At 47.7% G+C, this 25518-nt stretch carries 24 protein-coding genes; 15 read left to right on the top strand and 9 right to left on the bottom strand.

Annotation, left to right across the window (positions count from 1 at the left end; genetic code table 11):
* Positions 1-53: 53 nt before the first annotated feature.
* Both DW039_RS00695 and udk read right to left on the bottom strand, forming a co-directional pair.
* Positions 54-1475 (bottom strand): transglycosylase SLT domain-containing protein, encoded by a 1422-nt coding sequence (locus tag DW039_RS00695; protein WP_207810761.1) that lies wholly within the window; start codon positions 1473-1475, stop codon positions 54-56.
* Positions 1476-1530: 55 nt separating this feature from the next.
* Positions 1531-2142: a uridine kinase gene (gene udk, locus DW039_RS00690; RefSeq protein ID WP_005831829.1), complete on the bottom strand. Its 612-nt coding sequence runs from the start codon at positions 2140-2142 to the stop codon at positions 1531-1533.
* A gap of 102 nt (positions 2143-2244) precedes the next feature.
* On the opposite strand from udk, the gene DW039_RS00685 reads away from it, so the two are divergent.
* The 4 genes from DW039_RS00685 to DW039_RS00670 all read left to right on the top strand — a co-directional run bounded on the left by DW039_RS00685 (position 2245) and on the right by DW039_RS00670 (position 6213).
* Positions 2245-2553 (top strand): Dabb family protein, encoded by a 309-nt coding sequence (locus DW039_RS00685; protein WP_005832765.1) that lies wholly within the window; start codon positions 2245-2247, stop codon positions 2551-2553.
* Between the two features lie 17 nt (positions 2554-2570).
* Positions 2571-4604 (top strand): cytochrome c biogenesis protein CcdA, encoded by a 2034-nt coding sequence (locus DW039_RS00680; protein ID WP_120381557.1) that lies wholly within the window; start codon positions 2571-2573, stop codon positions 4602-4604.
* Positions 4605-4666: 62 nt separating this feature from the next.
* Positions 4667-5326 (top strand): CatA-like O-acetyltransferase, encoded by a 660-nt coding sequence (locus DW039_RS00675; RefSeq protein WP_044467315.1) that lies wholly within the window; start codon positions 4667-4669, stop codon positions 5324-5326.
* Positions 5327-5550: 224 nt separating this feature from the next.
* Complete coding sequence (locus tag DW039_RS00670) at positions 5551-6213, top strand: DUF2490 domain-containing protein (protein WP_016272850.1); 663 nt, start codon at positions 5551-5553, stop codon at positions 6211-6213.
* A 27-nt stretch (positions 6214-6240) separates the two neighbouring features.
* Here the strand turns inward: DW039_RS00670 and DW039_RS00665 are convergent, their stop codons facing one another.
* Positions 6241-7344 carry a DUF4421 domain-containing protein gene (locus DW039_RS00665; RefSeq protein ID WP_016272849.1) on the bottom strand — a complete coding sequence of 368 codons (1104 nt, stop codon included), beginning with the start codon at positions 7342-7344 and terminating at the stop codon, positions 6241-6243.
* 159 nt (positions 7345-7503) lie between these two features.
* On the opposite strand from DW039_RS00665, the gene DW039_RS00660 reads away from it, so the two are divergent.
* The 6 genes from DW039_RS00660 to DW039_RS00635 all read left to right on the top strand — a co-directional run bounded on the left by DW039_RS00660 (position 7504) and on the right by DW039_RS00635 (position 15556).
* Entirely contained in the window at positions 7504-7995 is a 492-nt protein-coding gene (locus tag DW039_RS00660) for a PaaI family thioesterase (protein WP_016272848.1), read from the top strand.
* A 346-nt stretch (positions 7996-8341) separates the two neighbouring features.
* Positions 8342-9193, top strand: coding sequence for an ATP phosphoribosyltransferase (gene hisG / locus DW039_RS00655; RefSeq protein ID WP_044467625.1), 852 nt, complete (start codon positions 8342-8344; stop codon positions 9191-9193).
* 201 nt (positions 9194-9394) lie between these two features.
* Positions 9395-10708 (top strand): histidinol dehydrogenase, encoded by a 1314-nt coding sequence (hisD, locus tag DW039_RS00650; protein WP_044467624.1) that lies wholly within the window; start codon positions 9395-9397, stop codon positions 10706-10708.
* Between the two features lie 45 nt (positions 10709-10753).
* A complete protein-coding gene (hisC, locus tag DW039_RS00645) occupies positions 10754-11794 on the top strand; it encodes a histidinol-phosphate transaminase (protein ID WP_044467623.1) in 1041 nt (346 codons plus the stop codon).
* Positions 11795-11938: 144 nt separating this feature from the next.
* Entirely contained in the window at positions 11939-13087 is a 1149-nt protein-coding gene (gene hisB / locus DW039_RS00640; protein ID WP_035448967.1) for a bifunctional histidinol-phosphatase/imidazoleglycerol-phosphate dehydratase HisB, read from the top strand.
* 198 nt (positions 13088-13285) lie between these two features.
* Positions 13286-15556 carry a cation:proton antiporter gene (locus DW039_RS00635; protein WP_044467622.1) on the top strand — a complete coding sequence of 757 codons (2271 nt, stop codon included), beginning with the start codon at positions 13286-13288 and terminating at the stop codon, positions 15554-15556.
* Between the two features lie 21 nt (positions 15557-15577).
* Here DW039_RS00635 and DW039_RS00630 read toward each other — a convergent pair whose 3' ends face one another.
* The 5 genes from DW039_RS00630 to DW039_RS00610 form a co-directional block, all read right to left on the bottom strand.
* Positions 15578-16564, bottom strand: a complete 987-nt coding sequence (locus DW039_RS00630; RefSeq protein WP_044467621.1) for a Gfo/Idh/MocA family protein — start codon at positions 16562-16564, stop codon at positions 15578-15580.
* A 15-nt stretch (positions 16565-16579) separates the two neighbouring features.
* The gene (locus DW039_RS00625) at positions 16580-16999 is read right to left on the bottom strand and encodes an RNA-binding S4 domain-containing protein (RefSeq protein WP_005831803.1); all 420 of its coding nucleotides are present in this window, start codon (positions 16997-16999) and stop codon (positions 16580-16582) included.
* A complete protein-coding gene (gene pth, locus DW039_RS00620) occupies positions 16996-17559 on the bottom strand; it encodes an aminoacyl-tRNA hydrolase (RefSeq protein WP_120381556.1) in 564 nt (187 codons plus the stop codon). The genes DW039_RS00625 and pth overlap by 4 nt, the downstream gene beginning before the upstream one ends.
* A gap of 261 nt (positions 17560-17820) precedes the next feature.
* Complete coding sequence (locus DW039_RS00615; RefSeq protein ID WP_005831799.1) at positions 17821-18411, bottom strand: 50S ribosomal protein L25/general stress protein Ctc; 591 nt, start codon at positions 18409-18411, stop codon at positions 17821-17823.
* 138 nt (positions 18412-18549) lie between these two features.
* Positions 18550-18957, bottom strand: a complete 408-nt coding sequence (locus tag DW039_RS00610) for a PUR family DNA/RNA-binding protein (RefSeq protein WP_005831798.1) — start codon at positions 18955-18957, stop codon at positions 18550-18552.
* A gap of 219 nt (positions 18958-19176) precedes the next feature.
* On the opposite strand from DW039_RS00610, the gene nusB reads away from it, so the two are divergent.
* The 5 genes from nusB to DW039_RS00585 all read left to right on the top strand — a co-directional run bounded on the left by nusB (position 19177) and on the right by DW039_RS00585 (position 22648).
* Positions 19177-20103, top strand: coding sequence for a transcription antitermination factor NusB (gene nusB / locus DW039_RS00605; protein WP_005831796.1), 927 nt, complete (start codon positions 19177-19179; stop codon positions 20101-20103).
* 38 nt (positions 20104-20141) lie between these two features.
* The gene (gene yajC / locus DW039_RS00600; RefSeq protein WP_005831794.1) at positions 20142-20477 is read left to right on the top strand and encodes a preprotein translocase subunit YajC; all 336 of its coding nucleotides are present in this window, start codon (positions 20142-20144) and stop codon (positions 20475-20477) included.
* Positions 20478-20492: 15 nt separating this feature from the next.
* Positions 20493-21509, top strand: coding sequence for a YbbR-like domain-containing protein (locus DW039_RS00595; protein ID WP_117959140.1), 1017 nt, complete (start codon positions 20493-20495; stop codon positions 21507-21509).
* Entirely contained in the window at positions 21499-22107 is a 609-nt protein-coding gene (gene coaE, locus DW039_RS00590; protein ID WP_044469102.1) for a dephospho-CoA kinase, read from the top strand. The genes DW039_RS00595 and coaE overlap by 11 nt, the downstream gene beginning before the upstream one ends.
* Before the next feature lie 109 nt (positions 22108-22216).
* The gene (locus tag DW039_RS00585; protein ID WP_005832700.1) at positions 22217-22648 is read left to right on the top strand and encodes a DUF5606 domain-containing protein; all 432 of its coding nucleotides are present in this window, start codon (positions 22217-22219) and stop codon (positions 22646-22648) included.
* Positions 22649-22733: 85 nt separating this feature from the next.
* Here DW039_RS00585 and clpB read toward each other — a convergent pair whose 3' ends face one another.
* Entirely contained in the window at positions 22734-25328 is a 2595-nt protein-coding gene (gene clpB, locus DW039_RS00580; RefSeq protein ID WP_057281688.1) for an ATP-dependent chaperone ClpB, read from the bottom strand.
* Positions 25329-25518 lie beyond the last annotated feature (190 nt).

The following is a 25518-nucleotide window of genomic DNA, read 5'->3' as shown; positions in this document are numbered from 1 at the left end:
CGGCATATATTCCTAATATTATGCGCAATTCGTTAACCCCTAATCCTTATTCCTTATTTTCTTATCTTTTTCTTGTATTGCTCGAAGCGTGACGTAATATCCCTTACGAAGTTATAAGTTTCGATGCCACGGAAATAGCCGTTTTTGCAGACGGGGTCGGTGAAGTATTCCTCATTGCTTTTTAGCAGAATGAAGTTTTCTACATTATCACGCCAGACATATTTGTTTTTGCCGTATTTTTCGGCCAGTGCCATGGCATCCAGCACATGGCCGATACCGGAATTATAAGATGCCAGCACAAAGTTGATGCGTTCTTCCTGGGGTATCTTGGAAAAACTTTTGGCTGTGGCGCCTATGTATTTCACGGCAGCCTTTATGCTCTCTTCAGGGTTCTGTTCCTTTCCTTCGGGTAGCCCCATAGCCCTGGCTGTGGCAGGTATCAGTTGCATCAGCCCCCTGGCACCCGCCCAAGATACGGCAGTGGAGTCGAAGTTGGATTCTGTATACGCCAGAGACGCCAGCAGACGCCAGTCCCAGTCTATTTCGGGAGCATATTTCTTGAACAAATCATCGTAATGGGAAATTTTTCCTTCGCGCAGGGAGAGGATAGGAGAGTGGGGAATGGCCTTGCCGATTTCAAAATATCGTTTCATACTTGCCGTATAGGCAGGTGAAGTCATATTCTCCTCATGCCATTTGTTGGCGGCGGCTGCCAGTTGCGGACAGTCTTTCCGGACTGCCCACGATGCACGCTGGTCAAAGCTGATGGAGAGTCCGATATTCAGGTTAGGGTAATAGGTGGTATTAAGCTGTGCCACGTCATTGTCTGCTACGGTATAGGGGATTTTTCCTTGTGCCACCTGGGTGATGAGGTCTTCTGCACTGATACTGTCGTTGGTCACTTTATGGATGTGGATACCTCCTCCGAGTTCTTCGTCCAGATTGACCAGCCGTTCATAATATTTTCCGGGCTTCACATATACATCTTTCCCGATGAGTTCCGTCACGTCTTTCAGTGGTCTGGTGCGTCCGCCGTTACGTTGCACGATGACTTGGTGCGTGATGACCTCTTCGCCGCAATAAAGCAGGCTGTCTTTCCATTCCTTGGTGATGGGAAGGTTGTAGGCTATGAGGTCTCCCTTGCCTGCCAGCAACTTCTCTATGAGTTCGTGCACATTCCGGGCTACCTCTATTCTCAGCTTCACTCCCAGGCTCTTGGCAAACTGTTCGCTTAGCTCATACTGGAATCCCATGTCCTGGCCACGGTAGATGAAGTAGGAAGTGGAACTGTACAGTGTCAATACGACCAGTTCTCCGCTGTCCTTTATCTGTTGCAGGTCATCCGCTTCTTCTTTTTCGGCAGGATGTCCTCCACGGCATCCTGCGATGCAGCACAACAACAACAGCAAGATAATTGGGACGGGAGAATTGATAATGGATGATTTATGTCTGGCGAAAGAAAACAGGCTGTTCATATCTCATAGGGTTTAGTGCGTTCTTAATCCTCCATTATCAATTCTCCATTACAAATTAACTCCCCAAGTGCTTCTTGATGTACATGGTCAATATATCAATGGCCACCTGGTTGTTTCCGCCTTCCGGCACAATGAGGTCGGCGTATCGTTTGCAGGGCTCTATGAATTGCTGGTGCATGGGTTTCAGTATACGTGTATAGCGTTCCATAACGGCTTCGGCCGTACGTCCGCGTTCCACTACATCGCGCTGGATTACACGAATTAGGCGTTCGTCGGGGTCAGCGTCTACAAATATCTTGAGGTCCATCATGCTTCGCAGTTTCTTGTCGCACAAGGCAAGGATACCTTCTATGATGATGACTTCCCGGGGCTCGATATGGATGGTTTCGGGCTGCCGGGTACACGTCAGGTATGAGTAGGTGGGCTGTTCTATGCTTCTTCCTTCGCGCAGCATGGCGACATGCCTGGAAAGAAGGCTCCACTCGAAAGCGTCGGGGTGGTCGAAGTTGATGTTCTGCCGTTCTTCCACGGGCACATGGCTGCTGTCCTTGTAGTAAGAGTCTTGTGGCAACAATACCACTTCACCAGCCGGTAGGCTTTCGATAATTTTACGTACGACGGTGGTCTTTCCCGAGCCGGTTCCGCCTGCAATTCCTATTATTAACATCCGTTTAAGTGTATATTTGAAACAAAACCAGTATTTTTGCAGTTGTTAAAACAGCCGCTTAGGCTGACAAATATAGTGATAAATCATTTAAATGGCAAAGTTATGGTAAAGCACATTGTATTATTTAAGTTAAAAGATGAGGCACCGGCTGACGAAAAGTTGGCTGCGATGAACAGTTTCAAGGCAGCTATCGAAGCGCTTCCGGCTAAAATATCCGTTATCCGCAAGATTGAAGTCGGATTGAACATCAATCCTGCCGAGGCTTGGAACATCGCTCTTTACAGTGAGTTCGATACGTTGGATGACGTGAAATACTATGCTACCCATCCCGACCATGTAGCTGCCGGCAAGCTTATCGCTGCTGTGAAAGAGAGCCGTGCCTGCGTGGACTACGAGATAATTGAAAATTAAAAATTAAATCAGAGAACATGAAGAAATTACTGTTCCCTTTCGTTCTGTTGCTATTCGCTGTGGCGGTGCAGGCACAGATACAAGACCCCGTCAAGTTCAATTCCGAACTGAAGATTTTGGCTGCCGATGAAGCGGAGGTCGTTTTTACGGCTGCTATTGACAAGGGCTGGCATGTCTATTCCACCGACTTGGGCGATGGAGGGCCTATCTCGGCGACTTTCAATGTGGAGAAAATCTCCGGAGCGGAAGTGGTGGGTAAACTGAAGCCCGTAGGCAAGGAAATCTCTACTTTCGATAAGTTGTTCGAAATGAAGGTGCGCTATTTTGAGAATACGGCGCAATTTGTGCAGAAGCTGAAGTTGACGGGTGGCGCTTATCAGATAGAAGGCTATCTGGAATATGGCGCTTGCAACGATGAAAACTGCCTGCCGCCCACACAAGTTCCTTTCAAGTTCTCCGGCAAGGCAGAAGGGGCTGCCAAAGAAGCTGCCGCCGCTGCCGCTGAAACGAAAGCCGAAGAACAGCCCGCAAAGCAGGAGACTGTCTCCGGCACGGCTCCCGTGGCTGCCATCGGCGGTGCGGACGGGCCGACGGAAATCAAGGTGGCGGACAAGGTGGACCTATGGAAGCCGGTCATCAGTGAACTGAATTCTTTGGGCGAAACCACTTCGCAGGAAGACATGTCCTGGATTTATATTTTCATTACGGGATTTGCCGGTGGACTGCTGGCGCTCTTCACCCCCTGTGTATGGCCCATCATCCCGATGACGGTCAGCTTCTTTCTGAAACGCAGCAAGGACAAGAAGAAGGGCATCCGCGATGCGTGGACGTATGGCGCTTCCATCGTGGTGATTTATGTGACGCTCGGACTGGCAATCACGCTTGTTTTCGGAGCCAGCGCACTGAACGCACTCTCTACGAATGCAGTATTCAATATCCTTTTCTGCCTGATGCTGGTGGTGTTTGCGGCTTCCTTCTTCGGAGCGTTCGAGATAACGTTGCCCTCCAAGTGGAGTACGGCTGTAGACAGCAAGGCCGAGGCGACAAGCGGTTTGCTCAGCATCTTCCTGATGGCATTTACCTTGTCGCTGGTATCTTTCTCCTGCACGGGACCCATTATCGGATTCCTGCTGGTGCAGGTTTCTACGACGGGCAGCGTGGTGGCTCCCGCCATCGGCATGCTGGGCTTTGCCATAGCTTTGGCATTGCCTTTCACGCTGTTTGCCCTGTTCCCGTCCTGGCTGAAATCCATGCCCAAATCCGGTGGATGGATGAATATCATCAAGGTGACGCTTGGCTTCCTGGAGCTGGCTTTTGCCCTGAAGTTCCTTTCGGTAGCCGATTTAGCATACGGTTGGCGCATCCTCGACCGTGAAACGTTCCTTGCTTTGTGGATTGTACTTTTTGCACTGCTTGGTTTCTACTTGTTGGGCAAAATCAAGTTCCCGCACGATGATGACGATTCAAAGGTTAGTGTACCCCGTTTCTTTATGGCGTTGGCCTCACTGGCATTTGCGGTGTATATGGTTCCCGGTTTGTGGGGAGCTCCGTTGAAAGCTGTCAGTGCCTTTGCGCCGCCCATGCAGACGCAAGACTTCAATCTTTACAATAATGAAGTGCATGCCAAGTTCGATGATTACGACCTCGGTATGGAGTATGCCCGTCAGCATGGCAAGCCCGTGATGCTCGACTTCACCGGTTATGGTTGCGTGAACTGCCGTAAGATGGAGCTTGCCGTATGGACAAACCCGAAGGTGAGTGACATTATCAACAACGACTATGTGCTTATCACGCTCTACGTGGACAACAAGACCCCGCTTCCTTCTCCCGTGAAGATTGTGGAGAACGGCACGGAACGCACGCTGCGCACCGTAGGCGACAAATGGAGCTATCTGCAGCGTGTCAAGTTCGGCGCCAATGCGCAGCCCTTCTACGTGCTGATTGACAACGAAGGCAAGCCGCTCAACAAGTCCTACTCCTACGACGAGGATATACCTAAGTATATCGAGTTCCTGCAGACCGGACTGGAGAATTATAAGAAAGAGAAATAAATAGAATTGGAAAAAGGATGCTTGTAAAAAGGCATCCTTTTTTCACTAAATCCCCTTTTTGTATGAAACACATTATAGACATTGATGCTTGGGAACGCCGGGATAATTACAACTTCTTCCGCAGTTTTGTCAACTCCTGGTATTCCGTTACCACAGAGATTGACTGCACGGAAGCCAGTGCCGCCGCCCGGGCCGCGAAGCGCTCCTTTTTCCTTTATTATCTGTATGCCGTGGTGCGTTCGGCCAATGAAGTCGACGAGCTGCGTTACCGTACCGACAAGGAAGGCAGGGTTGTTTTCCACGACCGGGTGGACATCATTTCTCCGATAGCCGTTCCTGGGAAAACATTCTATACCGTGCGCATTCCCTATTACGAAGACTTTGAACGTTTCTATGCCGAAGCCTACGCCTTGATAACAAACATGCCCGAGGACGGTGACCCTTATGGAGCCGAAAAGATTCTTGCCGAGCAAGGCGATTACGATGTGGTCCATCTGAGTGCGGTTCCCAAAATGTATTTCACCTCGATAACCTATACACTTGCCGAAGCAGGCAACGGTTGCAGTTATCCGTTGATGACTGCCGGCAAGGCCGTATCTCGTGAAGGCCGTCTGGTATTTCCTCTTTCCATTTATGTGAACCATGCTTTTGTCGACGGTTCTCATTTGACCTCCTTCTTCGGAAAGGTGGAGGAGTATTTGAAAGAGATTTCACATAAATGAATCACCCCAAATAAATAATCTATGAAACGCTTATAAGGGTGTTTTTTCATGCTACAAATATATATGATGCCATACATATATGGCAACTTTGAGTTGTTTTTTGTATCTCGGTTTCTGTTTTTTAAGTATCATTGAAAAATCGGAAATGTGCAGACAAGATTTGTAGTATTACAGAATTGTTACAGAATTTATCCTTACCTTTGACACTTTAACAGAATAAGCGTATGGTAAGTAATATATCTTCATGCACGAAAGTACTTGTTTTGCCGATAGTTCTATGGGTTGTTTCGTCTTTTTCCCTGCGGGCGCAGGAGAAGGATTTTGCCACTTGGGCGAATGCCGGTTTCGAATATAAGTTGAAGCCGGCATTTACTGTTTCCGGTGGACTGGAGTGGCGTACAAAGGATGATTTGGGAAAGACAGACCGGTGGGGGCTGAAGGTGGGGGGGAGCTATAAGCTGTTGCCTTTTCTGAAGCTTGGAGCTGGGTATGAGACGCATTACCGCAATCGGGGGGCAGATGGCTGGAAGTTCCGGCACCGCTACCGTTTGGAAGGCACTCTGTCTGCCCGTGTGCAAAGGGTGAAACTGTCCTTGCGTGAGCGCTTTCAGCATACGTTCGATGGGCATAGAGATGAGTTCCGCTTGCGCTCGCGTGCGAAGTTTGCCTATGACATTCCGAAGTGCAAGCTGGAACCGTATGCTTCGGCCGAGATGTATAATGGTTTGAATAAGACAGAGCACTTCGGAGTAAAGCGGATGCGCTATCGTGGGGGTATTACGTTGCCCTTGTCCGAGCGCTGGGAGGTGGACATCTTCTATTGCAGGCAATGGGAGAAGGATAAGCGGAAGGATATAGTAGGGGTGGAGTGTGTTTATAGCTTTTGAGGGGAGATGAGGGCTGAAAGCCTTTTTTTACTTTTTGTTCTTCCGGTACTCCTTTTTCAGATAAAAGTTGAATCCGGCATATATTTGGAGGGTGCCGAACCCGTTGTTTAGGGAGAAACTGTTTTTGTAGTAGTCGTATGTCCGTCCTACGAATGAAGTACCCACGAAATATTTGCTGTTGTTGTATACCACACCTGCACGCAGAATGAAGTCGATATTGAAATTCTTGTACCAGTCGTCCGCTTCCCGCTCTTCTGTCTTCTCTATGCGTGATGTCTTGTAGGCGACAGCCGGATTGAACGACAGGCATGCGAGGCAGTTGCGGGCGAACACCCAATTGTAGGCATAGCCGGCGTTGAGGCTGATGTTCGTGTATTTGATATGTTTCACCTTCATACCCGGGTTCATGGTTTCCTGAATGATTTCGGGCAGCTTGGTATAGTCGAAGTTTAGATTGTGGGTGGATACGGAGAATCCGGCAATGAAAGAACCTGCATTGCGGCGCTGGTTGGTGGACTGGCTGAAGGCGGCTGGATAGGAGAAACGCCGATTGTTGAAAATGTAATACAGATTCAATCCCTTCATCTTTACTTTCAATCCGTTGAAGTCTTCGGAATAATTGGAGGGAATCTCGTCGGAAAAGCCGGATACCTTGTGTATCTTATAGTCATTTCCGGTACTGCGATAGAAAATGTCGACTCCCAGTTTGGAACTGTAAAGACTGAGATCAAACTCCGTACCGCGCTTTTTCTTGCTTTTCTTTCCGTAGAGCCAGTCCGTATCGACAGCCCATCCCAGGAATATCCAACGCCATCCGAAGTAAGCGCCTATCTTGTTGTGAGGGTTGGGCGAGAAACGGAGCCGCTGGTCGTCATTGCCCACAGAGTAGTATTCGTAATTGGTGAAATGGTCGAGCATCAGGGCGTAATTGTATCGGTTGGGACTGATATAGGTAGTGTCGAAGTCGCTGAAATCAAGGAATCTCTTCAGTACTTTTCCGAAGGTGTTCTTATGTACGACGCTGTCGCACGTGGCAGAACCGTTCTCCTCGTTTTGTGCAAACAATGAGAACGTAAATAATATCCATAAGCAGAAAAAGGCCCCTCTTTGCATCTTGTTGTTCACTTCCATTTATACAAAGCTAAATAAAATAACCGTTTTTAAACAGCATCCCGCTAATTTTCTTTAGAAAAAGGCATCAATAATTTGTAGTTCTCAATCGGAATGACTAATATTGAACGTTTTATTGAGAGAATTTATGAATCAGAATCAGATAAAGAAGAATACGATATGAAGAAGATTATCAATCCGTGGAAAGATATGGAGGGGTACAACTGTTTCGGTTGCTCTCCCGACAATGAAGCCGGTGTGAGAATGGAGTTTTATGAGGACGGTGACGAGGTGGTGAGCATTTGGAAGCCGCGTCCGGAGTATCAGGGATGGCTGAATACGTTGCATGGAGGCATCCAGTCCGTATTGCTGGATGAAATCTGCGGTTGGGTAGTGTTCCGCAAGCTGCAGACTGGCGGAGTGACATCGAAAATGGAGACCCGGTTCCGCAAATCCATATCGACCAACGACACGCATGTGGTGCTGCGGGCTTCACTCCGGGAGCAAAAGCGGAATATCGCCATCATAGAAGCGCGTCTGTACAATAGCATGGGAGAACTTTGTACGGAAGCTACCTGCACTTACTTCACCTTCCCGAAAGAGAAAGCGGAAACGGAAATGCATTTCCATAGCTGCGAAGTGGAGCAGGAGGAAATATTGCCGTTGATTTGATTGCTTCACCACAGATTACACAGATTTGCACAGATTATTTTTATTTCAATCTGTGCAAATCTGTGTAATCTGTGGTGAAGCAAGATGAATTTGAAAGAAGAAATAAACTTTTTGTGATAAATCTTTTGGAGTTTCAAACTTTTAGTTTACTTTTGTCGCATTAAAACAAAAAAATATGAAGAATATCGTTGCACATCATCACCATCATCATCCTGACGAATAACTCGGTGGGCGTATGAGTGTATATGTACAACAAATGACATAAATGACGAGGCTTGCCGAATAGTGGTAAGCCTCGTTTTGTTTTCTGTCATCTCATTCAAAATAGTAAATAGTAAATAGCCTTATGTTAAGAATTGCAGTACAAGCTAAAGGTCGTCTTTATGACGAGACCATGTCATTTTTGGGAGAATCGGATATTAAGTTGAGTGCCATGAAGCGTTCGTTGTTGGTGCAGTCGTCAAACTTTCCTCTTGAAGTGTTGTTTTTGAGGGATGACGACATTCCGCAGTCTGTGGCTACCGGAGTGGCTGATATAGGCATTGTGGGTGAGAATGAATTTGTTGAGAAGAATGAGGATGCGGAGATAATCAAGCGTCTGGGATTCAGCAAGTGCCGTCTGTCTCTTGCCATGCCGAAGGATATTGAGTATCCGGGGGTGAAGTGGTTTCACGGAAAGAAGATTGCGACATCTTATCCGGGTATCCTTTCCGGCTTTTTGAAAGAGAATGGGGTGAATGCGGAGATACACGTCATTACGGGGTCGGTAGAAGTGGCGCCGGGCATCGGTCTGGCAGATGCTATTTTCGATATTGTAAGTTCCGGTTCTACGCTGGTGAGCAACCGTTTGAAGGAAGTGGAGGTTGTGATGAAGTCCGAAGCGCTACTGATTGGCAACAAGAACATGAGCGAGGAAAAGCAAGAGATATTGAGGGAGCTGTTGTTCCGTATGGATGCCGTGAAGACAGCCGAAGATAAGAAATATGTGCTGATGAATGCCCCGAAAGAGAAACTGGATGAGATTGTCTCTGTACTTCCGGGCATGAAGAGCCCCACGGTAATGCCTTTGGCACAAGAAGGCTGGTGCTCGGTACATACGGTGCTCGACGAGAAGTGTTTCTGGGAGATTATCGGAAAGCTGAAAGCGCTGGGGGCAGAAGGCATTCTGGTGCTGCCGATTGAGAAAATGATAATTTAAAGCCTCGAGGATGTGTCAAAAGTATATAAACGCTTTCTTTATGTTACGACATTAGGTACGAATTACGCGAAATAGCGCGGAATCGGTAAAATGAATCCGTGAAATCCGCGTAATCAGCGCCTAATAGAAAGTCTTCAGAGAGTTTTGACACACCTCCAATAATATCATGGTTTATGCATAAATCTTTAAAAACATGTCATTATGATATTGATTAGTAATCCCGATAAATCCCAGTGGCAAGAGATTCTGAAACGTCCGGTGATGAATACGGAGAATCTGTTTGATACGGTGCGGAGTGTTATTGACCGTGTGAAGGAGGAGGGAGACCGTGCTGTGCTGGATTATGAAGAAAAATTTGATAAAGTGGTGTTGGCCTCGCTGGCAGTGTCGGAAGAGGAACAGCAGGAAGCGGAAAACCTGGTGAGTGAAGACTTGAAAGCAGCTATTCGCCTGGCAAAGCAGAACATCGAGACTTTCCACGCCGCACAACGCTTTGAGGGCAAGAAAGTGCAGACTCAGCCGGGGGTGACCTGCTGGCAGAAAGCGGTTGCCATAGAAAAGGTGGGATTGTATATCCCCGGAGGAACGGCTCCGCTGTTTTCTACGGTACTGATGCTGGCCGTTCCCGCCAGGATTGCCGGATGCAAGGAGATTGTTCTCTGCACCCCTCCGGGACGTGACGGAAAGGTACATCCCGCTGTGCTGTTTGCCGCAAAAGTGGCAGGTGTCAACCGGATTTTCAAAGCTGGCGGCATACAAGCCATTGCCGCTATGGCATACGGAACGGAAAGTGTGCCTAAGGTTTACAAGATATTCGGTCCGGGAAATCAGTATGTCACGGCTGCCAAACAGCTTGTGAGCTTGCGTGATGTGGCGATAGATATGCCGGCAGGACCTTCGGAAGTAGAAGTTTTGGCTGACGAAACAGCTAATCCGATTTTTGTCGCCGCCGACTTGTTGAGCCAGGCAGAACACGGAGTGGACAGTCAGGCTATATTAATTACGACCTCTGTCGAATTGCAACAAGCTGTAAAGGTGGAAGTGGAACGCCAACTGGCCTTACTGCCACGTAAAGAGATTGCCGAAAAGTCTCTTGCCAATAGCAAACTGATTGTAGTGGACAGCATGGCAGAAGCCATTGAATTGACCAACGCGTATGCTCCCGAACATCTTATCATAGAAACCGAGGATTATCTTTCCGTGGCAGAACGTATCGTGAATGCCGGTTCCGTATTCCTGGGTTCTCTTACTCCGGAGAGTGCGGGAGATTATGCTTCGGGCACAAACCATACCCTGCCGACAAACGGCTATGCTAAAGCATACAGCGGTGTCAGCCTCGACAGCTTTATCCGCAAGATAACTTTTCAGGAGATAAAGCCGGAAGGATTAAATATCATCGGCCCTGCCATCGAGCTGATGGCTGCCAATGAACAGCTGGATGCGCATAAGAATGCTGTGAGTGTGAGACTGGGGCAGTTGGAAAATGGAAATGGAAAGTTGAAAATTGAGAGCTGATGGCTTAAAGTAATTTTAATCGTAAATTGTCAAATCATAAATAACATGGTGAAAACATTACAAGAACTTACCCGTCCGAATATCTGGCGTCTGAAGCCTTATTCTTCAGCACGTGATGAATATAATGGTGCTGCGGCATCCGTTTTTCTCGATGCAAACGAGAATCCTTATAACATGCCGCACAACCGTTATCCCGACCCCATGCAGCGGGAGCTAAAGACAGAATTGTCTAGAATTAAAAAGGTGAGTCCCGATTCCATCTTTTTAGGGAATGGCAGTGATGAAGCTATCGATTTGGTGTTCCGTGCTTTTTGTGAACCCCGTGTGGACAATGTAGTGGCCATCGACCCTACCTACGGCATGTATCAAGTCTGTGCTGACGTTAATGATGTGGAGTACCGTAAAGTGCTGCTCGATGAGGATTTCCAGTTCTCTGCCGACAAGCTTCTGGCTGCTGCGGATGAGCATACCAAACTGATTTTTATCTGCTCTCCCAACAATCCTACCGGCAATGACCTGCTCCGTAGCGAAATTGAAACGCTGATTCGCCGGTTTGATGGGTTGGTGATACTGGACGAGGCATACAATGACTTCTCCGAGGCACCTTCCTTCCTTGAAAATTTGAATCAATATCCGAATCTCATTGTACTGCAAACCTTTTCCAAAGCATGGGGATGTGCTGCCATCCGTCTGGGTATGGCATTTGCCTCACCGGATATTATCGGCATCCTCAGTAAGATAAAATATCCCTATAACGTGAACCTGCTGACACAGAAGCAGGCAGTGGAAATGCTTCACCGCTATTATGAAATAGAACGTTGGGTAAAGACACTGAAAGAAGAACGGGAGAATCTGGAAGCCGAGTTCGCCGCACTGCCATGTACGGTGAAGATGTTCCCTTCCCATGCCAATTTCTTCCTAGCTCGTGTGACGGATGCCGTGAAGATTTACAATTATCTGGTAGGCAAGGGTATCATTGTCCGCAACCGTAATTCCGTGTCACTCTGCGGAAATTGCCTGCGAGTGACGGTGGGAACGAGAGGAGAGAATGAAAAATTAATTGAAGCGCTGAAGGAATATATGTAGAAGGAGTTAAAGGGAGTAAAAGGGAGTTAGAGGCCGATACTGCTGTTTTATACAAGTAATGCTTATGCAAGCAGAACTATCGGCCTCTAACTCCTTCTAACTCCCGATAACTCCCTTTATTCCCTCAAAAAAATATCCTTTAAAATGAAGAAACTACTTTTTATAGACCGTGACGGGACTTTAGTCATTGAGCCGCCCATTGATTATCAGCTGGACTCCCTGGAGAAGCTGGAGTTCTATCCGAAAGTGATGCGCAATCTTGGCTTCATCCGCAGCAAGCTGGATTTTGATTTTGTAATGGTGACCAATCAGGATGGGCTCGGCACAACTTCCTTTCCGGAAGAGACCTTTTGGCCGGCACACAACCTGATGATGAAGACATTGGAAGGCGAAGGCATCACCTTCGACGACATCTGCATAGACCGCAGCATGCCCGACGACAATGCACCGACTCGCAAGCCGCGTACCGGAATGCTTACCAAATACCTCGATAACCCGGACTACGATTTGTCCCACAGTTTCGTCATTGGCGACCGGCCTACGGATGTGGAACTGGCAAAGAATCTGGGCTGCCGCGCCATTCTTCTGCAAGATGACACGGCGTCATTGAAACCCGTTTCCGAAGGTGGCGGTGCCGCTTGTGACGGACTTGAAGATTACTGCGCCCTCGCTACCAGGGATTGGGATAAGGTTGCCGAATTCCTCTTTGCCGGTGAGCGTACGGCGGAAGTACGTCGCACTACCAAGGAGACAGATATATACGTATCCTTGAATCTGGATGGTGACGGGCATTGTGACATCGCGACCGGACTGGGCTTCTTCGACCACATGCTGGAGCAGATAGGCAAGCACGGCGGCATGGACCTCACCATCCGTGTGAAAGGCGACCTCGAAGTGGACGAGCACCACACCATCGAGGATACCGCTCTTGCTCTGGGCGACTGCCTTTATCAGGCCTTAGGAAGCAAGCGCGGCATCGAACGCTACGGCTATGCCCTTCCTATGGACGATTGTCTCTGCCAGGTGTGCCTCGACTTCGGCGGTCGCCCGTGGTTGGTATGGGATGCCGGGTTCAAGCGCGAGAAGATAGGCGACATGCCTACGGAAATGTTCCTGCACTTCTTCAAGTCCTTGAGTGATGCCGCCCGGATGAATCTTAATGTAAAAGCCGAAGGGCAGAACGAACATCATAAGATAGAAGGCATCTTCAAGGCGCTGGCACGTGCGCTGAAGATGGCGGTGAAAAGGGATATTTATCACTTTGAACTGCCAAGCTCGAAAGGAGTGTTGTAGAATCGTACAGACAACTGCTGCAAAGTTACTGCATACCTTTTGCAGTGTTGCTGCAAAGCAGTTGCAGTGACGCTGCAAGGCTTTTGCAGAGCCACTGCAGATGTATTGCAGAGCTACTGCAGATGTATTGCAGAGCTACTGCAGATGTATTGCAGAGTTTTGCAGTTGTATATCTCTGATTAATAGATAAGTAGTGTTATGTCACATTTAGCCCCTTTGATAGCTGATTTAGCTCTGATATTGATTTGTGCGGGGATTATGACCCTGCTTTTTAAGAAATTGAAGCAACCGCTGGTGTTAGGATATGTAGTTGCAGGATTCCTTGCCAGCCCTCACATGGCCTATACACCGTCGGTGATGGACACGGCTAATATACAGACCTGGGCGGATATAGGCGTTATCTTCCTGCTGTTTGCACTGGGATTGGAATTCAGCTTCAAGAAGATTGTGAAGGTGGGAGGCGCGGCGATTATTGCTGCGTGTACCATCATCTTTTGTATGATATTGTTGGGAGTGGCGGTAGGTACCGGGTTCGGCTGGCAACGGATGGACTGTATCTTCCTGGGCGGTATGATTGCCATGTCGTCCACTACCATTATCTATAAGGCGTTTGATGATTTGGGGATGCGCAAGAAACAGTTCACGGGGCTGGTGCTCAGTGTGCTTATCCTGGAGGATATTCTTGCCATCGTATTGATGGTGATGCTCTCCACGATGGCAGTCAGCCATAACTTCGAGGGTACGGAGATGCTGGGGAGCATTGCCAAACTGCTGTTCTTCCTGATACTTTGGTTCGTGGTGGGTATTTACCTCATCCCCGGATTGTTGAAGCGGTGCCGGAAGCTGATGAGCGAGGAAACCTTGCTGATAGTCTCTCTCGGGCTCTGTTTCGGCATGGTGGTGATGGCTGCACATACGGGGTTCTCGGCTGCTTTCGGTGCCTTCATCATGGGTTCCATTCTTGCCGAAACGGTAGAGGCGGAGAGTATAGAGCGGCTGGTAAAGCCGGTCAAGGACTTGTTTGGTGCCATCTTCTTTGTATCGGTCGGCATGATGGTAGACCCAGCCATGATTGTGGAGTATGCGGGACCTATTGTCGTGATTACTTTAGCGGTTATCCTCGGGCAATCCCTTTTCGGGACGCTGGGTGTGCTGCTGGCGGGGCAACCGCTAAAGACAGCCATGCAGTGCGGTTTCAGCTTGACGCAAATCGGTGAGTTTGCCTTTATCATAGCTTCGCTGGGCGTGTCGCTGCATGTCACCAGCCATTTCTTATATCCTATTGTGGTGGCGGTGTCTGTCATCACCACTTTCCTCACTCCTTATATGATTCGTTTGGCAGACCCCGCTTCCAATCTTGTGGATACGCATTTGCCGGAAAAATGGAGAAAGTTCTTGACCCGTTATGCTTCAGGTTCGCAGACGATGAACCATGAAAGTCTGTGGAAGAAACTGATATTTGCACTAGTCAGGATTACGGTGGTGTATTCCATCATTTGCGTGGCGGTGATAGCTTTGGCGTTCCGTTTTCTGGTGCCTTTCGTGCACGACAGTCTGCCCGGGGTATGGGGCTCTTTGTTGGCTGCCTTTATCATCATTCTGTGTATAGCTCCGTTTCTGCGTGCTATCATGATTAAAAAGAATCATTCGGAGGAGTTCGTGACTTTATGGAAAGATAACCGTGGAAACCGGGCGCCGTTGGTGGCTACCATTGTACTGCGTCTGCTGCTGGGTGTTTCGTTTGTCATGTTCGTTATAGCCGGTTTGTTCAAGATGTCCGTCGGTCTGGTGTTTGGAGTGGCGGTGCTGCTGGTGACCCTGATGATACTCTCCCGCCAGTTGAAGAAGCAGTCCATCATGATAGAGAGGACATTCTTCCAGAATCTGCGGTACCGCGACATGCGTGCCGAGTATATGGGAGAGAAGAAACCGGAGTATGCGGGACGTCTGCTGTCGCGCGACCTGCACCTGACGGATTTTGAAATCCCCGGCGAGTCGGCATGGGTGGGCAGGACATTGGCGGAGCTGAATTTTGGAAAGAAATACGGTATCCATGTGGTCTCTATCCTTCGGGGCAAGAAACGGATTAATATTCCCGGAGCGTCTGTCCGCCTTTTCCCGCAGGACAAGATACAAGTAATTGCCACGGATGAGGAATTGAACATCTTCGGCCAGGAGATGGATAAGGTGTCTGCCATGAATGCGGATGTGATAGAGAAGAGTGAGATGATTCTACGCCAGTTCTGTGTGGACGGGCAGTCCCCTTTCCTGAACAAGACCCTGAAAGAAGCAGGGATACGCGAGAAATATCACTGCCTGATTGCCGGTGTGGAGCGGGGAGGGGAGACCTTGCATGCTCCCGACCCGCATGAACCTTTTGTGGAGGGAGATGTGGTATGGATTGTAGGCGAGAGTGCCGATGTGTACAAGCTGGTCGGCCGGAAATGTGAAGGTTTCGACATGGGGTAAGGTCTACCCCATGAACGCTAATCAGAGTTTGTTCAGTATTTTGTCCATTACCCAGTTAGTCAGAGTGGCGCTTTCACCGTCACAGCCGCAGACTGACTTGCCCAGCAGGTGGTCTACCACTGCCTGTATAAGCGGTTGCTGGACGTAGGTGGGGTTTTCGACGATGATTTCTTCACGTCCTCTTTCCGTATGCAGCGCAATGGGGTCATAGGTGAATACGGAGAAACAAATCATGCCTTTGTCTCCAATGATTTCTATACGGTCTTCGCGGGCGGATTCGTGGGCAACAAAGCACCAGGAGCCGCTGCCCACCAGTCCGCTGTCAAACTGGAAACATGCGCTTAGAGTGTCCTCGGCAGGATATAGTCCGTCACGGTTGCTCTTGTAGCCGCTGGCTTCGAGGATGCATCCGAAGATTTCCTGCAGCAAGTCTATCTGGTGGGGCGCAAGGTCATAGAAGTATCCTCCGCCGGCAATGTCCGGCTGCACGCGCCACGGCAGGTTTTCCTTGTTATGGTCGAGGTCGCGGGGAGGCTGGGCGAAGCGGATTTGAATGTTGATGATGTTGCCAATATATCCCTCCTCTACCAGTGACTTTACCTTCAGGAAGTAGGGCAGATAGCGGCGGTAGTACGCAACAAAACATGGAACACCCGTTTCCTTGGAAATCCGGTTGATGCGGCAGCACTCTTCGTAGGTAACGGCCATCGGCTTCTCTATGTAGACCGGTTTGCCTGCCTTCATGGACATGATGGCGTATGTAGCATGTGAAGAAGGAGGAGTGGCAATGTACACGGCGTTCACCTCTTCGTCGTCAATCAGTTCCTGGGCATCGTCGTACCATTTGGGAATCCCTCTTTCCTTGGCGTAGGTCTTAGCCTTGTCGCCATTTCGGCTCATGACGGCCACTACTTCGGAGTTCTCTATTTTCTGAAATGCCGGTCCGCTTTTGTATTTGGTCACTTCTCCGCAACCGATGAATCCCCATTTAATTATTCTCTCGCTCATAATCTTTCCCTTATTTTACTCTTCCTCAAAATCGAATTCAAAGTCGAAATCATCCAGAAATTCCGGTTCTGTAAATTCTTCCAGACTCCGGCGGTCTTTTTTCGTTGGCCGTCCGGTACCTTTGGCACGGTTGACGAAACCGCTGACACGGCTCATCTCCAGCAGTTCATACTGTTCCGGAGTCGTTACATTCTCCATCATTTCGGCCACTAACTTTGCGCCGACACGCTTTTCGATGGGCTGCAGAACTTTGAAGGAATAGGTGACGGGGGGCTTGCGCACCTGGATGACGTCTCCCGGTTTCACCGTACGGGCAGCCTTTGCCAGTGCGCCATTGATGCTGATGCGTCCTTTTTTGCAGGCTTCGGCGGCTATGGTACGTGTCTTGAAGATGCGTACGGCCCACATCCATTTGTCAATTCTGGCTTCGTTCATTTCTTGTTATATTGATTCATGGTGATATCTATTCCCGCCAGACAGAAACTTTTGATGATTTCTCCGGCTGTTTTCAATCTCTCGCCCATTGTTTTCCAATCTTCATCGGTAAAATGTCCCAGCACATAGTCAATCTGTCCACCACGGGGAAAATCATTGCCGATGCCGAAACGCAGGCGTGCATAATTCTGAGTGCCCAATGTTGCTGCAATATGCTTAAGGCCGTTATGTCCCGCATCGCTTCCTTTACCTTTCAGGCGCAGTGTGCCGAAAGGCAGTGCCAGGTCATCTACCACTACCAACACATTCTCCAATGGAATGTTTTCTTTTTGCATCCAGTAGCGCACGGCGTTGCCGCTGAGATTCATAAAGGTGGAAGGCTTCAGCAGTAACAGTTGGCGTCCCTTGACTGACAGCGTTGTGGTGAAGCCATAACGTCCGTCGGTAAAAGTGGCACCCGCTGCTTTTGCCAGAGCATCTACTGCCATGAATCCGATGTTATGGCGGGTTTCGTGATATTCGGGGCCGATATTGCCCAATCCTACAATTAAATATTTCATAGTCTGTGCTTCCTGTTTATGAGGGTGTTAAAACTAGTATTCACCACAGATTACACAGATTTGCACAGATAGACATCTTTGATTATCGGTACATTAAATTCATTCTGTGTTAATCTGTGTAATCTGTGGTGAATTATACACTCTCGTGAGCCGTAAAAAGAACGCGGATTATCGCAACTTTCCGCGGAAATCAGTATGAAATCTGCGTTGGCTGCGTTAATCCGCGTTCCCGAATATTTAGTCTTTCTTGGAAAGAATCGATTAGTTGCCTGCAGCAGCAGCGGCACCTCTTGCAGCACGAGTCAGCTTAACGGCGCATACAACAGCTTCTTTGGCATTCAGCAATTCCAATCCTTCGTATTGCAATTCGCCAACTTTAACAGTCTTACCAAGTCCCAAGTGGGCAACGTTGATAATCAGTCTTTCAGGAATTACGTTATACAAAGCTCTTACTTTCAGCTTACGCATCTGGAGTACCAGCTTACCACCGGCCTTAACACCTTCTGCCAAACCTTCCATCTGTACCGGAACTTCCATAACGATAGGCTTAGCCTCGTCAATTTGATAGAAGTCAACGTGCAGGATAGTATCCTTTACGGGGTGGAATTGGATATCTTTCATGATAGCGTTTACTTTCTTGCCATCAATCACCAAGTCAACTACGTAGATGTGCGGAGTGTAAACCAAGTTACGCAGACCCTCTGCAGGTACAGTGAAGTGAACATTTTCACCTGCACCATAAAGTACGCAAGGTACACCGTTGTTTTTACGAATAGCTTTCAAAGCTCTTGCTTGTTCCGAAGAACGTTCTGCAATAGTTCTTGCAGTTCCTTTTACTTCAATTGATTTCATTTTAAAAATTTTTGTGTTACTCTAAATTAAGTAAATTTTTTGCTTAATTCACCATCACACGATGTGGCTTGCCACACGATGTTGCAAAAAAGCGGTGCAAAAGTACAGCTTCTTTTTGAATTATCAAAAGGTTATAACTTAAAATTCAATGTCTATCTTGATTTCTCCTTCCAATGAAGACGCTTTTTCCTCTTTCGGCAGTTCTTCTTTTCCCGTTTCGGGACTTTCAGCCTCTTCGTCAGTGGTATGTCTTGTATAGCAGCCTTGCTGTTCCTGGATGAAGCCGATGGCTTGCTGAAGTCCGTTCATGAACTTTTCAAAATCCTCTTTGTATAGAAAGATTTTGTGCTTTTCGAAACTTACCTGCGAGTCGTCTCCTTCGCCCATCACAATCTTCTTGCTTTCCGTGATGGCGAGAAACATTTCGTCTTTTCTGTTTTTCTTGACGTCTAAATAGTAGATGCGCTTACCTGCTTTGATGGATTGGGAGAATACAATCTCCTTGTCGTTCATGTCCGCTGCGTTTTTCTTCTTAAAGTCTTCCATATTATAATAGGTCTCAATTTTGATATTATCACCTTAAAACTTGTATCTCGTAGCTTTTAGCTCTTTATCGGGCTCAAAATTGACGATTTTTTTTAAACTGTCAAAAGAAAAAGACCGGATAATCAATATCTGCATTAAAAAATGTGATTTATTTATGTAAACTCATTAAAAATGCCTACTTTTGCGCCTTGTTAAAACACTAGTATTTACTTTAGAATTATGATCAACAGAGTTCTTATTCGTCTTAAGATTATACAGATTGTATATGCTTATTATCAGAATGGCAGTAAAAATTTAGACTCAGCGGAGAAAGAATTGTTCTTTAGCCTTTCAAAGGCATACGACCTCTACAACTACCTGCTGATGCTGATGATAGCTTTGACGAACTACGCACAAAAACGTATTGATGCGGCAAAAGCTAAGCTGGCTCCCACTGCCGAGGAGCTGTATCCCAACATGAAATTTGTGGAAAACAAGTTCATAGCCCAGTTGGAAGTGAACAAACAATTGACGGAATTCATTGCCAACCAAAAGCGCACGTGGGCCAATGATGAAGACTTTGTCAAGGGATTGTATGAGAAAATTGTGGAATCAGATATATATAAGGAATATATGGCTTCTTCGGACAATTCTTACGAATACGACCGTGAATTGTGGAGAAAGCTGTATAAGACTTTTGTCTTCAACAACGAAGCCTTGGACAATGTGCTCGAAGACCAGAGCCTCTACTGGAATGACGACAAGGAGATTGTGGATACTTTCGTACTGAAAACCATCAAGCGCTTTGAAGAGAAGAATGGTGCCAATCAGGAACTTCTACCAGAGTTCAAGGATGAGGAAGACCAGGAATTTGCACGCCGTTTGTTCCGCCGTGCCATCTTGAACTGTGACTATTACCGTCACCTCATCAGCGAGAATACGCGTAATTGGGACTTGGACCGTGTAGCCTTTATGGACGTTGTTATCATGCAGTGTGCCTTGGCCGAAATATTAAGTTTCCCGAACATTCCGGTGAGTGTTTCGTTGAACGAATATGTCGATATTGCCAAAGTTTACAGCACGGCCAAAAGTGGCAGCTTCGTGAACGGTACATTGGATGGAATAGTTAATCAATTAAAAAAAGAAGGTAAGTTAACGAAAAACTAATACCTTTGTTTAATAATAGAAACCAAAACTGAGTATTTATGAACTTAATGACTGTATTCTTCCTGCAGGCTCCCGCTGCAGGCCCTGCCGGTGGTGGTAGCATGATGTGGATTATGCTGATAGCCATGTTCGTTATTATGTATTTCTTTATGATTCGTCCTCAAAACAAGAAGCAAAAGGAAATAGCAAACTTCCGTAAATCGCTTCAAGTGAATCAGAAAGTAATCACAGCTGGTGGTATCCATGGTGTTATCAAGGAAATCAACGACAATGATGTGGTGCTTGAAATCGCTTCTAACGTTAAGATTCGTATAGACAAGAATTCTATTTTTGCTGCAGCTGCTGATGCGAACAGCAGTCAGGCATCTAAATAATAGAAATGTGAGCCTATGTTTGAACGTAGGAACATACAACGTACATATCTGAAGATATCAAGAGAAGTGAAGGACTTTCTGCTTAGCGATAAAAGCAGGGAGTTCTTCATTTTTTTGTTTTTTTTCTTTGTAGCCGGTGGCTTCTGGCTCTTGCAGACCTTGAACAACGACTATGAGGCGGACTTTTCTATACCGGTGCGGCTGAAGGGAGTGCCCAATAATGTGGTGATTACCTCTGAACCTGCTTCAGAACTCCGTATCAAGGTAAAGGATAAGGGAACGGTACTGCTCAACTATATGTTGGGAAAGAGCTTTTATCCCGTTATTCTCGATTATGCCGATTATAAGGGCGTGGATAATCAAGTAAGGATATATCCCTCGCAGTTTGAAAAGAAAGTGCTGAACCAGCTGAATGCCTCTACCCGCCTGCTTTCCATGAAGCCGGATACATTGGAGTACATCTATTCGACGGGAGCCTCCAAACTGGTGCCGGTGAAGCTGCGCGGCACGCTGAGTGCCGGACGTGAGTATTATCTTTCGGATACGATATTCAGTCCCGATTCCGTATTGGTGTATGCGCCGCAAGGCGTGCTGGATACGATTGCTGTTGCCTATACGCAACCGGTGAAGCTGGAAGATATATCGGATACCTTGAGGCAGCAAGTCCCCCTGCGTATCCAGAAAGGTGTGAAGTTTGTGCCTTCTTCCATTGAGATGATGCTTCCGGTGGATATTTATACGGAAAAGACAGTGGAGGTGCCGTTGCGTGGCGTTAACTTTCCTGCCGACAAGGTGCTGCGCGCTTTCCCTTCCAAGGTGCAGGTCACGTTTCAGGTTGGTCTGAGTCATTTCAGGCAGATTAACGCTGATGATTTTCATATTTACGTGTCCTATGAGGAACTGCTCCGTCTGGGTTCCGACAAGTATACGGTAAAGATTAAGAATCTGCCGAAAGGGGTGAGCCAGGTACGCTTCAATCCGGCACAAGTGGATTTTCTGATAGAGCAAGTTTCTCTTGATTATGGCGATTAAGATAGGTATAACCGGTGGTATCGGTAGCGGAAAGAGTATGGTATCCCGGCTGTTGGAAGTGCTGGGTGTTCCCGTCTATATCTCGGACTTGGAAACGAAAAGGCTGATGGCATCCGATTCATTGATCCGCGAGGAATTGTCAGCTTTGCTTGGTGCGGAAGTGTATGCCGGTGGCACGCTGAACAAGCCTTTGTTGGCGTCTTATCTTTTCGGTAGTCCGGAGCATGCCAAAGAAATCAACTGTATTGTGCATCCTCGTGTAAAGGAGGATTTCAGGCGGTGGACACAATGCCGCACCGCTTTTCCCATTGTCGGTATAGAATCGGCCATTCTGGTCGAAGCGGGGTTTGCGGGTGAAGTGGATGCTATTGTTATGGTCTATGCGCCCGAAGAGGTGCGCATTTTACGTGCCGTCCGGCGGGATGCTTCCTCGCGCGAATTGATAGAAAAGCGTATCCGTAGCCAGATGAATGACGAAGAAAAGCGTAAATATGCAGATTTTGTCATTGTAAATGATGGCGAAACCCCATTGATTCCGCAAGTTTTAGAGCTAATCGGTTCGCTATCTGAAAAAATGCACTATCTGTTACGCAAATAGGCATCTCCTTAACAATAAAAATAAGCAAGCTTATTTTGTATTGTCTTCGGCTTACATTATCTTTGCCCCCCGAAAAAAATAACTACTAATCATCAAAACAGAATATATTATGTTGAAGACTATTTTGTCCATTTCCGGTAAACCGGGATTGTATAAGCTTGTTTCTCAGGGAAAAAATATGTTGATTGTAGAGTCGCTTGCAGACAAGAAGCGTTTCCCTGCCTATGGTAATGAGAAGATTATTTCTTTGGGCGATATCGCCATGTATACAGATACGGAAGATGTTCCTTTGAAGGAAGTGTTTCTTTCCATGAAGAAAAAGGAAAATGGTGCTGCCGTAGTGTTGGATTTGAAGAAAGCTACTGCTGACGACTTGCGTGCTTACCTGGCAGAGGTATTGCCTACCTTCGATCGCGACCGCGTATATCCGTCCGACATCAAGAAATTGATTGTTTGGTATAATTTGCTGGTGGCAAGCGGTATGACGGATTTTGAAGAAACTCCTGCGGCAGAAACGAAGGAGGAAAGCAAGGCCGAGTAATCGGAGAAGGATTGAAATACAAAATAAAAGAGGCGATTCTCAATAGTCGGGAATCGCCTCTTTTATTGGGGGATACGGATTGCTTTTAATTTCTGAAAACCAGTCCGTCGTCAGTGGTACTGGCATCCACTGTAATAGGCTTGCTGCGGTCTACTTCTTGGGACAGCAGCTTCTTCGACAAGTCGTTCAGCAAATAGTGCTGTATGGCACGTTTCACCGGACGGGCGCCGAATTCAGGGTCATAACCTGCATTGGCAAGGAAGTCTATGGCAGCATTTGTCAGAACAAGTTCCACGCCGTTACCGGAAAGCATCTTCTGCACACTCTTGATTTGGAGCACCACAATCTGCTTGATTTCGGGCTCTGTCAGCGGCAGGAACATGATGGTCTCGTCGATACGGTTCAGGAATTCCGGACGGATGGTCTTTTTCAGCATATTCATCACTTCCTTCTTGGTTTCCTCTACGATTTGCTCCTTATTGCTACTGTTTAGTTTCTCCATCTGGCTTTGGATATAGCCACTGCCCATGTTGGAGGTCATGATGATAATCGTATTCTTGAAGTTGACCGTACGCCCTTTGTTGTCCGTCAGACGTCCGTCATCCAGCACTTGCAGCAAGATGTTGAATACGTCCGGATGCGCTTTCTCGATTTCGTCGAACAGGACGACAGAATACGGTTTCCGCCTTACGGCTTCTGTCAGTTGTCCACCTTCATCGTAGCCCACATATCCCGGAGGCGCTCCAACCAGACGGGAAACGCTGTGTTTCTCCTGATACTCGCTCATGTCGATACGGGTCATCATTGTCTCGTCGTCAAAGAGGAACTCTGCCAGTGCCTTTGCCAATTCCGTCTTACCTACACCGGTGGTTCCCAGGAAAAGGAATGAGCCGATAGGACGTTTCGGGTCTTGCAGTCCGGCACGGCTGCGTCGTACGGCATCGGATACGGCCTCGATGGCTTCGTCCTGCCCGATAACCCGCTGGTGCAGTTCCGCCTCCAGATGCAACAGTTTGTCCTTTTCGCTTTGCAGCATCTTGCTTACCGGTATGCCGGTCCAGCGGGATACTACGTCGGCGATGTCTTCAGCGTCCACTTCCTCTTTAATCATGGCCTTGTCACCCTGCATTTCGTGCAGTTTTTGCTGCGTTTCTTCAATCTCCTGGTTCAGCGCTTGCAGTTTGCCGTAACGGATTTCGGCCACCCGGCCATAGTCGCCTTCCCGTTCTGCTTTGTCGGCCTCGAACTTCAGGTTCTCTATTTCCACCTTATTCTGCTGGATTTTGTTGACAAGGGTCTTTTCACTTTGCCATTTCGCTTTGTACGAGTTTTCCTGCTCCTTCAGCTCGGCAAGTTCTTTGCCGATTTGTTCCAGTTTGGGCTTGTCGTTTTCGCGCTTGATGGCTTCGCGTTCAATCTCCAGCTGCTTTATCTTACGCGAGATTTCGTCCAGTTCTTCCGGAACGGAATCGACTTCCATACGTAGCTTGGCAGCGGCTTCGTCCATCAGGTCGATAGCCTTGTCCGGCAAGAAACGGTCGGTGATGTAGCGGTTGCTCAACTCTACGGCGGCGATGATGGCATCGTCCTTAATCCGTACGTGGTGATGGTTCTCATAACGTTCCTTCAGACCACGCAGAATGGAGATGGTGCTCAGTGTATCCGGTTCGTTCACCATGACAATCTGGAAGCGGCGTTCCAACGCTTTGTCCTTTTCGAAATACTTCTGATATTCATCGAGGGTAGTGGCCCCGATGCTCCTCAGTTCACCGCGTGCCAGGGCGGGTTTCAGGATGTTGGCGGCATCCATGGCGCCTTCCCCCTTGCCGGCACCCACCAGGGTATGGATTTCATCAATGAAGAGGATAATGTCTCCTTCCGACTTCTTAACTTCGTTGATAACGGCCTTCAGACGTTCTTCAAATTCGCCTTTGTACTTGGCGCCGGCCACCAGTGCACCCATATCCAGGGAGTAGACTTGTTTGTTCTTCAAGTTCTCGGGGACGTCTCCACGCAAGATACGGTGGGCAAGTCCCTCTACGATAGCTGTTTTACCGGTACCCGGTTCACCGATAAGAATCGGGTTGTTCTTGGTACGTCGGCTCAGAATCTGCAGGACACGCCGTATCTCTTCGTCACGGCCGATGACGGGGTCCAGTTTGCCGCTGCGGGCTGCTTCGTTCAGATTGATGGCATACTTTTCCAATGACTGGTAAGTGTCTTCGCTGGATTGTGAAGTTACTTTTTCTCCTTTTCGCAGTTCGTTGATGGCTTCCCGCAGTTCGCGTTCCGTCATCCCGGCATCTTTCAGAATGGTGGATGCAGTGCTTTTCACATTCAGCAAAGCCAGCAGTACCGGTTCCAGGGAGACGAATTCATCACCCATTTCCTTGGAATATTGGGTGGCCTTCTGGAACACTTCGTTCGTTTCACGGCTCAGGTATGGCTCTCCGCCGGATACCTTGGGCAGAGAATCAATTTGCTTGTCCAGTACAAGTGCTATCTGCTGACCGTTCATGCCCAGCTTCTGGAAGATGAAGTTGGTGACATTTTCACCTACTTTCATCACGCTTTGAAGTACATGCACGGGCTCGATGGCCTGCTGTCCACGGCTTTGTACCAGGTTCACAGCCTCCTGCACTGCTTCTTGCGCTTTAATGGTAAAGTTGTTAAAGTTCATATTTTGTTCTCCTTTCTATTTTATCAGTTTCATAACACTTGGGGAGGCGCAAAAGATTTGCCATTGGCACATTTCGGACAAATTGTCTGCATATAAAATATGTAAAATGACAAATTGTCTGTAAATCAGTCGTTTTGTTTCTTTCTACTTCTTTAGATAAGAAGTTGGAGCAAAGTTCCTTTTCGTATTA

Source organism: Bacteroides sp. AF39-16AC (assembly GCF_003602735.1).
GTDB lineage: Bacteria > Bacteroidota > Bacteroidia > Bacteroidales > Bacteroidaceae > Bacteroides > Bacteroides uniformis.
Note: the sequence above shows the minus strand (reverse complement) of the source record. Positions and strands in the feature narration are given on the sequence as shown.